Source organism: Mesorhizobium loti (genome assembly GCF_003148495.1).
Classification (GTDB): domain Bacteria; phylum Pseudomonadota; class Alphaproteobacteria; order Rhizobiales; family Rhizobiaceae; genus Mesorhizobium; species Mesorhizobium loti.
In genome coordinates this window covers 71,813-86,326 of record NZ_QGGH01000002.1, presented here as the reverse complement: position 1 = coordinate 86,326, position 14,514 = coordinate 71,813, and the positions used below count along the sequence as shown (strand labels likewise).

At 61.9% G+C, this 14,514-nt stretch carries 13 protein-coding genes; 5 read left to right on the top strand and 8 right to left on the bottom strand.

Annotation, left to right across the window (positions count from 1 at the left end; genetic code table 11):
• Positions 1-292 precede the first annotated feature (292 nt).
• Positions 293-766 carry a hypothetical protein gene (locus C8D77_RS09015; RefSeq protein WP_109661591.1) on the top strand — a complete coding sequence of 158 codons (474 nt, stop codon included), beginning with the start codon at positions 293-295 and terminating at the stop codon, positions 764-766.
• Positions 767-849: 83 nt separating this feature from the next.
• Complete coding sequence (locus tag C8D77_RS09010; RefSeq protein WP_109661590.1) at positions 850-2,928, top strand: sigma-54-dependent Fis family transcriptional regulator; 2,079 nt, start codon at positions 850-852, stop codon at positions 2,926-2,928.
• Between the two features lie 105 nt (positions 2,929-3,033).
• Here the strand turns inward: C8D77_RS09010 and C8D77_RS09005 are convergent, their stop codons facing one another.
• From C8D77_RS09005 to C8D77_RS08970, 8 genes are all read right to left on the bottom strand, one after another.
• Positions 3,034-4,077, bottom strand: a complete 1,044-nt coding sequence (locus tag C8D77_RS09005; protein ID WP_109661589.1) for an NAD(P)-dependent alcohol dehydrogenase — start codon at positions 4,075-4,077, stop codon at positions 3,034-3,036.
• A gap of 46 nt (positions 4,078-4,123) precedes the next feature.
• Positions 4,124-5,755 (bottom strand): molecular chaperone GroEL, encoded by a 1,632-nt coding sequence (groEL, locus tag C8D77_RS09000; RefSeq protein WP_109661588.1) that lies wholly within the window; start codon positions 5,753-5,755, stop codon positions 4,124-4,126.
• Between the two features lie 77 nt (positions 5,756-5,832).
• Positions 5,833-6,630, bottom strand: a complete 798-nt coding sequence (locus C8D77_RS08995; RefSeq protein WP_109661586.1) for an iron-sulfur cluster assembly protein — start codon at positions 6,628-6,630, stop codon at positions 5,833-5,835.
• Between the two features lie 5 nt (positions 6,631-6,635).
• Positions 6,636-7,658 carry an amidohydrolase family protein gene (locus C8D77_RS08990; protein WP_109663206.1) on the bottom strand — a complete coding sequence of 341 codons (1,023 nt, stop codon included), beginning with the start codon at positions 7,656-7,658 and terminating at the stop codon, positions 6,636-6,638.
• Positions 7,659-7,731: 73 nt separating this feature from the next.
• Complete coding sequence (locus C8D77_RS08985) at positions 7,732-8,103, bottom strand: MmoB/DmpM family protein (RefSeq protein WP_109661584.1); 372 nt, start codon at positions 8,101-8,103, stop codon at positions 7,732-7,734.
• Between the two features lie 16 nt (positions 8,104-8,119).
• Positions 8,120-9,178: an aromatic/alkene monooxygenase hydroxylase subunit beta gene (locus C8D77_RS08980; protein ID WP_109661582.1), complete on the bottom strand. Its 1,059-nt coding sequence runs from the start codon at positions 9,176-9,178 to the stop codon at positions 8,120-8,122.
• A gap of 47 nt (positions 9,179-9,225) precedes the next feature.
• A complete protein-coding gene (locus tag C8D77_RS08975; protein ID WP_109661580.1) occupies positions 9,226-10,287 on the bottom strand; it encodes an NADH:ubiquinone reductase (Na(+)-transporting) subunit F in 1,062 nt (353 codons plus the stop codon).
• Between the two features lie 53 nt (positions 10,288-10,340).
• Complete coding sequence (locus C8D77_RS08970) at positions 10,341-12,014, bottom strand: aromatic/alkene/methane monooxygenase hydroxylase/oxygenase subunit alpha (protein WP_206077143.1); 1,674 nt, start codon at positions 12,012-12,014, stop codon at positions 10,341-10,343.
• A 558-nt stretch (positions 12,015-12,572) separates the two neighbouring features.
• On the opposite strand from C8D77_RS08970, the gene C8D77_RS08965 reads away from it, so the two are divergent.
• From C8D77_RS08965 to C8D77_RS08960, 3 genes are read left to right on the top strand one after another with little or no spacing between them, the layout of a single operon-like run.
• Positions 12,573-13,040, top strand: coding sequence for a hypothetical protein (locus C8D77_RS08965; protein ID WP_109661578.1), 468 nt, complete (start codon positions 12,573-12,575; stop codon positions 13,038-13,040).
• Positions 13,037-13,360, top strand: coding sequence for a hypothetical protein (locus tag C8D77_RS37555; protein WP_164770997.1), 324 nt, complete (start codon positions 13,037-13,039; stop codon positions 13,358-13,360). The genes C8D77_RS08965 and C8D77_RS37555 overlap by 4 nt, the downstream gene beginning before the upstream one ends.
• A gap of 13 nt (positions 13,361-13,373) precedes the next feature.
• Positions 13,374-14,501 (top strand): WD40 repeat domain-containing protein, encoded by a 1,128-nt coding sequence (locus C8D77_RS08960; protein ID WP_164770996.1) that lies wholly within the window; start codon positions 13,374-13,376, stop codon positions 14,499-14,501.
• The last annotated feature ends 13 nt before the right edge of the window (positions 14,502-14,514 follow it).

The window sequence follows — 14,514 nt, the reverse complement described above, 5'->3', positions numbered from 1 at the left end:
AAATTACCTCAGAGCCGACCCATCCGCAATGAGTGTCAAACTGCACCGGCGTGGCTGTCTGGATCTGACGCACCCGCCAGGCCTCAGCGTCGGTGCCGCCAAAGAATGAAACGAGGATCCAGAGGCGACCTCGGTGGCGTTCACTCGAACCCCGTGTAGCAGCCAGTTGCTACCATCTGTACAAATCTTAGTGCTACCTGATGTGAATGGCGAACCTCACAAGGACGGTGTAGGGTTCGCAGCAAGAAGAACTGAGCCGAACTCACGGCGCCAAGCGAATCTGGGAGGATTCATGGTCGAAATCATCTCCAAGCGGGATGGCCCGCGGCGCGAGGACATGCAGGTCAAAAGACTGATCGAGCAGAACCGCGCGACCATCGTTCGCCTTGCCGACCAAATCAGCGGTGGCGGCTATTCGGCTTCCAGGAAGCCACGCCAGCAACCCAAGGCGGAAGGCCTGATCATCCACGTTGGCGGCAGCGCGGCAAGCGTGGCCGAAGCGAGCCCCTCCATCCGCGTCACCATGAACGGCCGCGTGATCTCCAAGGATCAGAACACCGGCCGCCAGCTTCATCATATCGGCGATGTCCGCGACCGGAATGGGGAACAGATCTTCGTCCTGGCAACGAAGCAGAACGGCTTTTTCTCACCGGTCGACGAAACCGTCGCCGAGGCACTTGCCGAACTGGACGGAGCCCGCCTGACTGCCACCTATGGCGAAGAACAGCTTGCCGCCGACATCGGCGCGAAACTCGGCATCGACTGACCCCGGCACTGGGCGTCGCTGAGCACGCCCAATCCGCGACAGCATACAGAAATGGCATACCTCAAAGGTACTGTGATGACTGAATGAGACACGCGAACGGCCCTGATCAGATGAAGACCAATGCTCTTCCGGCGCGTGCGTCGATGGCCGCCGGACAATTGGTTCTGGACAACATCGACTATGACGAGCGCGCCACCATGCGCGCTTGGGAAAGTTTTCTGGCCGACGAGCCGAAATGCGCCCGCGATCCGGTCCATGTCCGCTCGCTGATCCACGATTCTTGGTATCGCAGCGCCACCGGCGGCATCAACGCGCAAGGCATCGAAGCGCCGCTGAGCAGCGATCGTGACGAGATCGAATATCTGACCCGTGCCAACGCCGAGCTGCTTTCGGCGGCGCGGCGATCGTTTGCGTCCCTTGGCCAGTTGCTGGAAGGGACGGGAGCAATGCTGGTGCTTGCCGACAGCGATGGCGTGCTGATCGACGCGATCGGCGACAAGAAGACCTTGCATGACGGCATGGATATTCATCTGGGTATCGGCGGCAAATGGAATGAGGACGCCGTCGGAACCAACGGCATCGGCACGGCATTGTGGACCGGCGAACCGATTTTCGTGCACGCCGCCGAACATTTCTGCGCCGGCATCAAATCCTGGACCTGCGCCGGTGCACCGATCCGCGATCCCCTGGACGGCAAGATCATCGGCGTTGTCGACCTGTCGGGCTATTCGCCGATCTTCCGGCCGCACAACACGGCGCTCGTCGCCGCCACCGCCAGGCAAATTGAAAAGGCACTCGCCGAACAACAGCAGGAGCAGCGCACGCGTCTGCTCGAAGCCTTCATTTCCTCGGCACCCAGCTACCGCCGGAAAGACGGGTTGGTGATCGTCGATCATCGTGGCCGCGCGATCTTCTGCAACAATGTGCCCAATGGCGACACGACCGAGATGATGGACGGCCCGATGGAACCAGGGCGTGGTCGCTGGCTGATGAACCTGCCGGCCTCCGGCTCCGACACCGATCTCGCCAACGCACTGCCGGCGCATCTGCGATCCTGCCATGTTACGCCGCTGAAGCTTGATGGCGATCTTCGTGGCGCGGCTCTGGTGTTTCCCTCGGTGCCGGCCGTCTCGAGCATGACGGTGATCCGCCGGGAGGAGAACAAGCACCTGCGGACAGCCTCGGCGATGATCGTCGGCGAAAGCGAAAAATTGCTGGCTGCCGTCGATGTCGCCTCCCGGGTGGCCGGGTCGAAGGGTGTCACCTCGTTGCTGATCGAAGGCGAAACGGGTGTCGGAAAAGAGTTGTTTGCACGGCTCGTCCATGCCGGCAGCCGGCGCACCGAAAACGATCCGTTCATCGCCATGAACTGCGGTGCAATCACCAAGGAATTGTTCGGCAGCGAATTGTTCGGCCACGTCGCCGGCGCCTTTACCGGCGCTTCGCGTGACGGCAAGCCGGGCATCTTCGAACTCGCCAATGGCGGCGTGCTCAGCCTTGACGAAATCGGCGAGTTGCCGCTCGAAATCCAGCCTTTCCTGTTGCGTGTCCTCGAGGAGCGCGTGGTCCACCGCATCGGCGACTCCAGAGGTCGGCCGGTGGACGTGCGACTGGTCGCCTCGACCAATCGCGACCTCAAGCAGGAAGTCGCGGCCGGGCGCTTCCGCAGCGATCTCTACTACCGCATCGGCGCGGTCTCGATTCATGTCCCGGCTTTGCGCGATCGCGGCGACGACGTGTTGTTGCTGATCGAGCATTTCAATCGTCAGATCGCGAAGTTGGCAGGCAATGATCCGCTGGAGTTTTCAAACGACGCGCTCGATGCGCTGCTTGCCTATCGCTGGCCAGGAAATGTGCGTGAACTGAAGAACCTAGTCGAGCGCCTGCACATACTGACGCGCGGCAACACGATCGAACTGCAGGATCTTCCTGGCGAAATCAGTGCGGGCAATCGCAACACCATGGCCATGCATGGCGACCATCCCACGGCCATGCTCGAAGCGCCCGTATGTACATTCGAGGATGCGGAACGCCAGGCGATCAAGAATGCGCTCACCGCGGAGAGCGGAAATCTCAGCAAGGTTGCGCTCAGACTCGGCATTTCGCGGCCGACGCTCTATCGCAAGCTCGGCCAATACGGCATCCGGCGCGGTTTCATCTGACACGCGGCACAAAAGAACCCATGGCATTTGAGCCATGGGTTGGGGAGTTGTGGCCGATAAGATCAGTCTGCTAGCCTGCTTCCACGCGCAATCCGGCCGGATGCCTCAGGGCACGATGACGCCACGCCCGGTGAACCGACGGTTCTTGAAATCGTCGAGTGCGGTGTTGATGCTGGCGAGATTATATTCGGTGTAGTGCATCTTCACCTTGCCGTCGGCGTTGAGCTCCATCAGTTCGACAAGCTCGGTGAAATTGCCGACCAGGCTGCCGCCGATGTTGATCTCCTCGATGACGAGATGTGCGGTCGGCACGTTTATGTTGCCGCCATAGCCGACGACGAACAGTTGCCCGCCCTTGCGCACCATCTTCCAGCAGATGTTCTCGACGCCGAGTTCGCCGACGAAGTCGATCACCACATGCGCACCGCCGCCAGTGATCTGGGCGACCTCCTCGACAACGTTCGGCCCCCCGTCGAGCACGAAGTCGGCGCCCAGATCCCTGGCCAGAACTTGCGCCGCCGGCTCGCGATCGACGGCGATGATGCGGCAGCCCGAGATCGCATGCAGCGATTGCAGAGCGATATGGCCAAGCCCGCCTATGCCGAGCAACACGCAATAGCTGCCTGGCCGCAACAGCTTGGCGGCGCGTTTGGCGGCACGGTAGGCGGTGATGCCGGCATCGGCCAGCGGCGCCACCTCGATCGGCGTGATGTTGGCGTTCAACTTGATCAGCGAGCGTTCGCTGGTGATGAAATACTCGGCGAAGCCGCCATTCATGCCAAGGCCGGGGAATTGGCCGTTGTCGCAATACATATCCTCGCCATGGCGACAGTTGAGGCAGATGCCGCATGAGCGGAAGGGATGGCAGATCACGGCGTCGCCGCGCTTGACCGATTTGACGCCGCTGCCGACTTCCTCGACCCAACCGGCATTCTCGTGGCCCATGATGTAAGGCAACAGCGTACCTTCTGGATCCATGGTCGGCTTCCACACACCCTCGATGATGTGCAGGTCGGTGCGGCAGAGGCCGGCGGCACCCACCCGCACGATCACCTCGTCGGGAGCGGTGATTGTCGGCGCCTTGACCTCCTCGATCTTGAGCTGGACGTTCATCTTCGGGTCGTACTCGTAGAGTCTGGCAGCTTTCATGGCTGTGTCCTTTCAACGTCGAAATCGTTCCGTCGGAATTGTCGCCTCAGGCGCGGCCGAGTTTTTCAGAGCCGCCGCCACGTGCCGGTCCGGCCGTCGGATCCTCGTCCTCGGCAAGATCGCCAATCAGCGTTTCGGTGGTCAGGATCAGCGTCGCCACCGAAGCTGCGTTGGCGAGCGCCGTGTAGGTGACGCGGACGGGGTCGATGATGCCTGCCTCGAACATGTTCTGGTATGTGCCGGTTGCTGCGTTGTAGCCGTAGCCGCCATTGATGCGGGTGACCTCGGTCACCACCGCCTCAGGATCGGCGCCGGCGTTGGCGGCGATGCGCCACAGCGGCCGCGACAGAACCGAGCGCACAAGGCGCACGCCTTCGGCGACATCGCCGTCGACGCCAGCCGCTACCTTGTCGAGCAGCGGCGCGATCTGGGCAAGCGCCGAGCCGCCGCCAGCGACCACGCCCTCTTCGGACGCGGCTCGCACCGCGTTCAAGGAATCCTCGATCAGCTGGATGGTCCGCTTCTGCTCGACCGGCGTGACGCCGCCGGCATAGAGGATCGCTGTGCCGCCGGAGAGCTTGGCCAGGCGTTCGCGCAACTTGTCCTGGTCGATGTTCGGCGGCGAGGCGTCATACTGCCGCTGCACCTGGGCGCGGCGCGAGGCGATTGCCGCATGGTCGCCGCCGCCACGAATGATCGAGGTGTAGGACGAACTGGTCTTCACCCGGTCGGCCGTGCCGAGATCCTCAGCGGTGATATCCTCCAGCCGGCCGCCGAGATCGCGCGCGATCACCTTGCCGCCTGTGATGATGGCCAGATCCTCCATCATCGCCTTGCGCCAGTGGCCATATTCCGGCGGGTGGACGACGAGATATCGTCCCGGTCCCTGCTTGCCAAGCAGCGTCACCACCACTTCCGGCGACATTTCTTCGGACACGATCAGCAGCGGCCGGCCATCCTCGTCGGCGATGCGGCGAACCGCATCGAGCTGCCCGGGTTCCTTGATCTTGAGGTCGGTCATCAGGATGTAGGGCCGTTCGAGAACAGCCTCCATCTTCTCCTGATCGGTCACCATGTGATGAGAGAGGTAGCCGCGTTCGAAGGACATGCCCTCGACGACATCGAGCGTGGTCTCTGTGGTGACGCTGAAGTCGGTGGTGATGACGCCTTCGGTACCCACCCGCCGATGGGCTTCCGCCACCAGCGCGCCAAGCTTCGCGTTGGTCGCGGCGATGTTGGCGACCGACGCCAGGATGCCGTTGCCCTTGGCCGGTTTGGCCGAGGCCTTGAGTGCCGCCACAACCGCCGCCACGGCGAGGTCGATGCCTTTGCAGAGATCGACGGACTTCACGCCGCGCTCATTCGCCTCGACGCCACCCTGGATGAGCGCGTTGGCGAGCACGATGGCAGTCGTGGTGCCGTCGCCGGCGATCTCGTTGGTCTGCATCGACACTTCACGGACGACCTGCGCGCCCATGTTTTCGAAACGGTCGTGCAGCTCGATCTCGGAGGCGATGCTGACGCCGTCGCGGGTCACCATCGGCGTGCCGATCGGCCGGTCGATCATGGCGTTCATGCCTTTGGGGCCGAGCGTCGGCTCGACGGCGGCTGCAAGCCGGAAGACGCCACGGGCGAGAGCCCGGCGGGCCTGCGAATTATGAAGCATTATCTTGGGCATGATTCCTCCTTCCGCCTTACGGGCGGGTTGTTGGTTAGGGGCCTCGTGCGGGGGAGGCCGTTGTTGTCGGCTCTGCTTCAGGCGGTCGGCGCGGTTCGTGCCGGCACGCGATCCAGAATGAAATCGACCAGCGTCGGTTCGCCATCGACCACATCCAGTTCCTTGTATCTGGTCTGCTTGAGCCCCCGGCACAGCGCGCCGTTGAACTCCATGTTGATGCGCACACCGCGCAGCTCGGCGAGATAGGCACCGAGCGCGCTAGGCGGTATGCGTTGTCCGACCCAGGAGACGAAGACAGGATCGTCCGCCCGACGGTCGGGAAAACGCGCGAGCAGCGCCGCCCGGTATCGCGGCTTCTGTTTGGCCGCCTCGCCCGGTTCGAACCGCGCGACGTCGTATGCCGGCAGGTCCATGCCGAGGATTTCCCGATCGGTCAGACCGTGCGCCCTGAGGCCGCGCAGGACCGCCTCCTGGCGCCGCTTGAAGGCCTTCATCGCGAAGGTTTCGCGCAAGCCGCCGAGATCCTGATCCTCGGCAAGCAAGGCAAAGATATCGCCGAAGCTTTTGCCCTCTGCCATGCCGCGATTAACCTCTTCGGCGAACATGTGGTCGTGCAGCTTGACGCGATAGGCAGGCTTCCAGGAGAGCTGGTCGAGCGCCTTGCGGACGCCGTCCAGCATCAGGAACGCGAAGTTGGGCGAGCACCAGTAGGTCGGCAGGCGGAAGTCGATCTCCACGCTGCCATCACCCGTCACCGCGGCCCGCTCGACGAAACCCATCTCGGTGACGGGTTCGTCGAGTTCCGGGTCGTTGACCTCACCAAGGCGCCGCCAGAGTTCCTTCTCGCGGCCGCCGGAAACACTGGCGGTTGCCATGGCTCCTACTCCGCCGCAATGCTGAAGGGCGAGCTGGCAAGCGCCTTCTTCTTGGCTTCGACGTCGATGTTGTAGAGACGCGCGGCGTTGAGGCCGAGGATCTTCTCCTTGATCTCGTCGGTCAACTGCACACCCCGCTCAGTGGCGATATCCTCGGGGATCTGATAGGCCCAGAATTTCTCGACCAGCCAGCGCGGCGTCCAGATCGCGTAGTCGGAGCCGAACAGGATCTTCTCCGGCCCAAGCCAGAACAGCAGCTCGGCGATGACCTCGCCGAAATAGCGCGGCCGCGCGTGGATGAAGGGCAGTGCCACCGCCAAGCCGCCATAGACATTGGTTTCCTGCGTCGCGATCCAGCAGAAATCGTCGAGGCGCGGCAGGCCGCAATGCTCGATGATCCAGTTCAGGCCCTGGAAATCCGTCGCCGCGTGGTCGACGTCATGAACGTCGAACGCATCCTTGCTGAGCGGCAGGATGGTCGGGCCCTTGTGGACGTGGATGTTCCGGATGCCGAGCTTGTCGCAGAGTTCGAAGCACTTGTAGGCATCGGGATCGGTGAGCTTCCAGCCCTTGGAAGCGCCATTCCATTCGGCCGTGTACATCTTCACGCCCTTGATGTCGTAGGTCTCCTTGAGGAAGTGGATGTATTCCAGCGCCTTCTCGCCATCGCGAGGATCGAAGGCGCCGTTGACGATGAACCGCTCCGGATAGCGCTTGGCCACCTCGGCGTTGCGCTCGATCGTGTTGAAGCCGTTCTTGTAGAAATCCTTGAGATAGGTCGACTGGACGATCGCCACATCATCGGGCCCGTCGATGAACAGGTCGCGATAGAGGTCGTCGGCGCTGTATTTCTCGAACTTGCTCTTCTCCCACAACTGGTCCTTCGGGCTCAGCCCGGTGTGATAGGCATAGAAGCACTCGATGAACTGCTTGCCGTGGATGTTCTTCTGGTTTTCGGGGCTGCCGTCCCAGAAATGAGTGTGGCCGTCGACCACGAAAATGTCCTTGCCTTCCGGTGTTCTGTACATGGTTGCCTCCGCAGCAATCGCGTTGATCGGTTCGGCGCGCCGCACCCAGCGGCGCGCCGGATTTTTGGGGCGCCTATTCGATGTATTCGAACATCTCGTCCATGTTGCCGAACAGGATCACGGTGTTGTCGTCGATGCGCACCATCCGCCCGTAGTGGGTGGAGCTGTTCACCTCAAAGGTTTCCGCCGTCATCTCGCGGCCGAGATATTCGCTGATCTCGTCCATCTTGAAGATCAGCTTGCCGGTGCCATCGATGCGGATCATCGCCGGTTGGTAGGTGACGGTTACGTTCGGCTTAAGGCCCATGAATTCGGCGATGGCCCTCGCCTCGACCGAGTCGTTCATGGTGACGCCGCACTGGTGCGAAATCGTCTGCTCGAAGGTGATGTCCTTCATCGCCTTGAAGATGTTGGAATGCGTTGCGTCGCGTGCTGATAGTGACATGACGATTTCTCCTGTTTCAGCGCTTGAGGCCGAGTTCGCCGAGGATCTGGCCAATCCGCTCTTCGGATTTGGCGCGAACGTCAGTGAAAGCGACCGGCTTGGAATGCGGCATCGACCAGATCGGCTGAAGGCCGGCGGCTGCCTTGTCGGCGAGTGCGCCGTGTTTCTTGACCCAGCCCTGGAAGAGCTTCTTGTTGGCGGCGCCATGCTTCTCGTCATTGGCGAGGAGATGCATGAGGTCGATCGTGTTGGCGAGGTTGCGCTCATAGTCGGCCTCGGCCGCCGAAATCACCGCCGGGGTGATGAAGTCATGGTTGGCGGCGGCGATCTGCATCAGGAAGCCGGAGCGGAACACTTCGCCCACCAGCGGCTCGAAGACGATGTTGATGGCGAAGTACTGCTCGAGATAGTCGGTCGCGCCCATGATGGTCTCGACCGCTTCGCGCGTGCCTTGCCAGTTCTTGTCCTCGAGCCAGGCCTTCTTGCCGAGCTCATCGTCCCAGTCGGGAAGGTCCATGCCGATCTCGGCAAGGTAGAGCGTGATGTCCTGGGCAAGCCGCAGCTTGTAGGACGAATTGGTCAGCGTCGCGTTGTTGATCATCTGGGTGTAGCCGTAACGCTGCGCCTGCATCAGCGAGGTGCCGAGTCCGAATTCGGCGTGTTTCCAGGCGCCGAGCTGCGTCTGCAGTATCTTGACCCAGGCCTTGTCGAAGGTCTTCGGGGTGCCCGACTTGCGCGCGTTGTTGATGACGCTCTGCACCATCGTCTCGATCTTCGACTGGCGCTGGTAGTGCGTACGCTCCCACTCCTGGTCGGGAGCGCGGAAGGCATGCCAGTTGGAGCTCTGCGCGGCGGTGTTCTGCTTGACATAGGCGCCCTTGCCGTCGGCGAAGGAGATGATCCAGTCCTGGATCAGGTAGCGTTCCGGGTCGGGCTGGACGTCGACCGTCATGTCCTCGTAGTGGGTGGCGCGCTGGCCTTTCGGGTCGAAATACCGGTATTTCCGGCTGTCGGAGTCGGCGAAGATTGCCGCGCCGGCGGCTCCTGATCCGACTGAACTCGAGGTTGCAGGCATAGTCTCTCTCCCTTGTTGCAGTTGTGGTTGGCTGTGCGTGGCCGCCCTCAATGGGCCGGCGTTGCACCTGCCGATGTGGTGAACTTGTCGAAGAAGATCCGCTCCGTTTCGAAGCCGTTCATGAACAGGACCGGCTGCAGCGCATCGATCATCGGCGGCGGGCCACAGGCATGGACATCGCCCTGCCCGTCGACCGCCAATTGCTTGAGCACGGCGTCGACACTCTGGTGCACGAAGCCACGCTCGCCTTGCCATTCGGCGTCGTCGCTCGCGTGCGACAGCACGGGAATGAAGGTGACGTCGGAATGATTGCCGACCAGCTCGGCGATCCTGTCGAGATAGAACAGGTCGTTGCGGGTGCGGGCGCCGTAGAAGAAATAGACCGGACGTTTCTCGCCGCTCTTCAGGTGATCGTTGAGGATCGACCAGATCGGCGACATGCCTGAGCCGGCGCCGACCAGGATCAAGGGTCCTTGCCGTTCGTCGCGGCGGAAGCAGGTTCCGTAGGGTCCGACGACGGTGACTTCGGCTCCGGCCCTGATGCCTCCGGAATCGAGCTCGCCCGAGAACTTTCCCTCAGGGTATTTTTTGATGATGAAGGAGAGTTTTTCGGTTTGGTCCGGCGTATTTGCCATGGAGAACGAGCGCGTAATCGTCTCCCCTTTTTGCGTGGTAACCGTGATGTCGACATATTGCCCCGCCCAGAACTTCATTGGGGAGCCGAGTTCGATCTCGATGCCGCGAATGTCGTGGGTCAGTTGCTCGATGCGAGCAATCCGGCCCTTGTACGTCTTCACGGCGATCGCTTTCGCCAAAATCTCCTCGTCGTAGTTGAGAAGCTCGACTTCCAGGTCGGAGAAGGCGATGCAGCGGCACAGCAGGACGTGCCCGCTCTCCTTCTCCATGTCGTTCAGCGCGAAGGTCGAGTATTTCAGCATGTCGACTTCGCCTTCGAGCAACACGCTTTTGCAGGCCGAGCATTGCCCTTCCTTGCAGCCGTGCGGCAGGGCGATGCCCTGGCGGAACGCGGCGTTGAGCACCGTTTCGCCATGCTCGACGTCGAATTCGACGCCGACCGGGCTGAGCCTGACCGTGTGGGTTTCCGACATACGGACCTCCAGTGAAAGGAAGGGCGGGACGAACCCGCCCCCCTTTGGCCTGATCAGTTGCAGGGGTTGATGGTGAAGCCCTTGGCGTACTCAGCCAGGTGCTTCTCGCGGTCGGCAGGCGACATGGCACGCAGCGCATTGAGCGGCGATCCGAGCGTGTTGCCGCGCACATCGTCGAGCGTCCACATCTCCTTGTCGTCGAAGCGCAGATGCGGCTGCGGAACCAGCGTCTTGCCGTCGGAACGGACGAAGTTCAGGTCCTTGATCGCATCGGCCAGATCCCAGCCGTCATAGAGCGTCTCCCACTCGCGCTTGCCGCTGAAGCGGCCCATCGCGGGCGTCGGCCGACCCTGATACTCGTCGGCGAAGGCGACCGTTGCGGTCCACTTGTCGAGTTCGTGGGCGAAGGTGTGGAGCTGACCGTCGATCTCGCCGACCACCATGTCCTCGCGGATCAGGCAGGGAACGAGGCAGGACCAGCAGCGGTGCGGGTAGACGTAGCCGACGTCGCTGTTGAACAGCAGTACCTTCTCGCCCTTGTGGCTGAGCTTGGCGTACCATTTCCAGAAATCGCCGAACTCGGCATACCAGCCTGGATATTTGTGCTCGAACCACTCGAAGTCCTTGTCAGTCTGGGCTTCGATGCGCCAGAAATTGACCGGCCAGCCAACCGCGAAGAACTGCCCGACCTTGTGGACGTAGTTCTTCTTGGTGATGCGCTCCCAGGCCGCCTGGACGTCGTCGTGATGGACCTTGATGCCGTATTTTTCGAGCGGCAGCATGTACGTGCGATAATAGTCCTCATAGATCCAGCGGTGCCACATTTCCGCGTAGGACTCCTTGTTCTTGTCGCGGTTGGTGGTGCCGTATTCGATGAAGGTGCCGATGGCGGCATCGACGATGGCGTGGTTCTGCCAGAAGGCGTAGCGCAGGTCGCGCTCGAGCAAGAGGTGGTTCTCCGGCTCCTTGAGCGCCGCCATCAGCAGCGAGTGGCCATTGCCGATATGCCGGCTCTCGTCGGACTGCACCGACAGGAACACCGTCGGCAACGCGTAGTCGCCGTTGCGGGCGGCCTCCGAAGGCATGGCGACGAACAGCGTGTTGGTGAAGGCGGTTTCGGCCACGACGGTCAGGTACATGCAGGCGGCGGTCATCGTGTCGCCGGTGATGAAGCCTTCGGCGAACTGCCGGCCGATGGTGGTGGCGTAGCACTTTCCGAAGGCTTCCTCGGTGATATCGAAGCCGGCCGGATCGATGTAGTTCTCCATGTACCATTTCTTCAAATTCATCTGGATCGTCGAGTGACGAAACTCGTCGATCATCTGCATGGTGAAGCCGGTTCTGAGTTCCTCACCAGGCGCGATGCGGGCAACCATCGCCATCGAGCGGGCAGCAGAGATTTCCGGGAAGGGAATGATGGCCAGGAAGAGCTTCATCCACTCGACCCAGCGCGGCTCGACGTTGCGGAACATGTCGCCGCGCAGCGCCGCATCGAGCGCGCCGTAGACGCGGTTGTCCTTTTCTTCCTGCATCGGGAAGTATGACCGCAGGACCTGCTTCATCGGGTCGCGCGGCGTCTTGTTGATCTTGTAGTCGGTCGGAAACGTCATCGCTTCCTGGACGTAGGAAGGATTCCAGCCGAGATCGGCAATCTTCTTGGTTGCCTCGCCGACGGAGATTCCGCGTTGCGAGGTAATCTTGTTGAGCGTCAGAGACGTCATGGTCATAAGCCTCCACCAGGTTTGAGCCGCAGGTCCCTTGACCCCGGCATGAAGCGGCACACAGCACCGCCAGTGAGAGTGCGAGCGGCACGACAAAGGGTTGCGCATCGAAGCGCGACTCATGGTCCGGCCGTTCAAGTGGATCGCGGCAAAGGTTTTCGAGGTGTTTTGGCAGAGACCCGCGGCGCCAACCGCATGTGCGATGGGCGTATCGAAGCGGTCTCTGCTTCCTCCGTTCCTTCGTTCTTTTGGCACCGCGTCAAAAGCGCGATGGGCTTCTTGTGGAAAGGTACAAAGCAAGCGGCGTGCCAATTTGAAAATAGCACCCATGGCCGGGGCTCAAAACAAAATCGCTGATCTTACAGCACATGAGAATACGGCCAACTGTAACGTTCTTTTACAGTCGTAACGTACGCCTGTAATATTTATCGTCTATTCGCAATCGCAATATGTTTAGTTAGCACTCGCAGCGAATACGAAACAAAAATCATCTATTCAATTCTACGTCTTTCTCTACTATTTGAAGGCGAAGCCCATGGACGGGCTTCGCACTGGAGAGAGACAATGCCGAGCGATAGAGACAGGAGTGGGCCGCCTGGGCCAATGTCCAGCCAGGCCGACGGCGTCACCGGCGATCTTGTCAGGCTGATGCCTCGCGATCTGGTCTTTGTCATGCGCTTCATGGGCGAGAGCCAACATCGCCTCCACTTCCAGGACTTCATCCGGGCCGAGCTTGCCGCCGGCGGCGTCACAACGGAAACGCATCCGATGATCCACCTGTTCATCGAAAACCACGCGATCCTGTTGCGGGACTTCGTGTTTTCCGGCGTTTCGCTGTCACGCCAGTTCCGCGTCGACGAGATCGAGCGCCTGACCGGCGATACGACATCGATGATCCGCGTCGACATCTGGGATCAGCTCAAGAGCCATATCGAGACGGCGGAAAAACAGTTCCAGTCACAGGCCAGCACATTGCCAAAATTGCTGTCGGCCTTCGAAAAGCCACCCGGACCTTTGGGGAGCAAAAAATGACGGGAGGATCCGATATCACCAGGCGTGACGCGCTGCTCGCCCGCCGGCTCGATCTGGTCGCCAATGTCTCCGCGCTCACCGCCGAGGCGCTGCGGCTCAATCAGAAACGCGCCGGCTTCGAGATGGATGTGCTGCGCCTGGAGCTGGAAATCGGCAGAACCGGCGCCAGCGAGCAACTGGTGCGGGATTTGCATGAGGCAGAGCAGAGCGCGGCGGCGGTCATGCAGGCATGCGCGGCGTGCGAGGACCGCATCGTCGCGGCGGAAGGCGATGTCGAGGACGTTGATCGCCGGCTTGCCGCGACGGCGAACAAGGACTGACGGGAGAGACAGCATGAACCAACAGACGATGCAGAACCTGACCTTGTTCGACCTCCTGGCGCGGAGCTGGCGTCGTCCGTCGGCGATCGCCGATCTGCGCTTTAGCGCCGATGGCTTGGCTGTCGCCTTCACCTGTGTGGATGGAACCATCGCCATTGCCACGGTCGCGGATCACGAGCCGCCGGAAACGCGGATCAGGGTGAGCAACGATCTCGGGCAGACGACGATCCGCCCAAGGGAAAAGCCACCCGTCCCGTTGATCGCCACAGCGGGATTCGGAGATGGTGATGTCCCGATCGCCGCCTATGCGCATTCCGGCTTTCTGGTCGGCGCGGCCAGCGGCGATGTGCTGCATCTGGCCGCCGACGGTGAAGCGGCGGCCCCCTTGGTTAGGATCGACGGGCCGATCGTCGCCATCGACCACAGCGCCGGGACGGACATGACGGCTATCAGCAATGGGCATGATGTCTTCCTGTCGCGCGGCCAAGGCGGCGCAGTGCAACTGAAACATGCCGTGACATCGTCCATGGACGCCCTTGCCTTCTCACCAGGCGGGCGCCGCCTCGCCTGCGGCCTGGATGAGGGACTATCGATCTGGTCCGTCGAAAGTGACGCCGCCTTGATACGCGATGTCTCTTTTCCAGCGCGCCCGGTGTCGATCCGCTGGAGCGGCGACGGCACGTGGCTGGCCTGCGGGCTCGAAACCGGAGGCCTTGCCCTGGTCGGCATGGCCGACGGCCGCGCGGACATCGTAACGGGATTTCCATCGCCGGTGCGGACCGTGTGCTGGAGCGAGCCGGCGAATGCGCTGTTTGCCTCGGGCGCCTTCCGGATCGCCGGCTGGTCGATGACCGCGCCGCCGGTTGGCGGCGAAACCTCCGGCGCACTGGAGACGGGTCGTGCCGGGCTGGTTCTGGTCGAAACGGTGGCGGCGCATCCGCAGAAGAAACTGATTGCAGCGGGTTACGCCAACGGCCGTATTACCCTCGCCCAGATCGGCGCCCGCGACGAACTCCTCGTCAGGCCTTTGGGCAGTGCGGTCACCGCGCTTGCCTGGTCCGGCGACGGACGCCACCTGGCGGTGGGCGCCGTCGACGGCAGCGCCGCGATCGTCACCTTTCCAGCGCAGATGTTCAAATAACGGACGCAGTCCG

Coding starts and splice junctions, on each gene's coding strand:
- C8D77_RS09015 (WP_109661591.1), top strand. CDS start 293: ATGGTCGAAATCATCTCCAAGCGGGATGGCCCGCGGCGCGAGGACATG.
- C8D77_RS09010 (WP_109661590.1), top strand. CDS start 850: ATGAGACACGCGAACGGCCCTGATCAGATGAAGACCAATGCTCTTCCG.
- C8D77_RS09005 (WP_109661589.1), bottom strand. CDS start 4,077: ATGAAAGCTGCCAGACTCTACGAGTACGACCCGAAGATGAACGTCCAG.
- groEL (WP_109661588.1), bottom strand. CDS start 5,755: ATGCCCAAGATAATGCTTCATAATTCGCAGGCCCGCCGGGCTCTCGCC.
- C8D77_RS08995 (WP_109661586.1), bottom strand. CDS start 6,630: ATGGCAACCGCCAGTGTTTCCGGCGGCCGCGAGAAGGAACTCTGGCGG.
- C8D77_RS08990 (WP_109663206.1), bottom strand. CDS start 7,658: ATGTACAGAACACCGGAAGGCAAGGACATTTTCGTGGTCGACGGCCAC.
- C8D77_RS08985 (WP_109661584.1), bottom strand. CDS start 8,103: ATGTCACTATCAGCACGCGACGCAACGCATTCCAACATCTTCAAGGCG.
- C8D77_RS08980 (WP_109661582.1), bottom strand. CDS start 9,178: ATGCCTGCAACCTCGAGTTCAGTCGGATCAGGAGCCGCCGGCGCGGCA.
- C8D77_RS08975 (WP_109661580.1), bottom strand. CDS start 10,287: ATGTCGGAAACCCACACGGTCAGGCTCAGCCCGGTCGGCGTCGAATTC.
- C8D77_RS08970 (WP_206077143.1), bottom strand. CDS start 12,014: ATGACCATGACGTCTCTGACGCTCAACAAGATTACCTCGCAACGCGGA.
- C8D77_RS08965 (WP_109661578.1), top strand. CDS start 12,573: ATGCCGAGCGATAGAGACAGGAGTGGGCCGCCTGGGCCAATGTCCAGC.
- C8D77_RS37555 (WP_164770997.1), top strand. CDS start 13,037: ATGACGGGAGGATCCGATATCACCAGGCGTGACGCGCTGCTCGCCCGC.
- C8D77_RS08960 (WP_164770996.1), top strand. CDS start 13,374: ATGAACCAACAGACGATGCAGAACCTGACCTTGTTCGACCTCCTGGCG.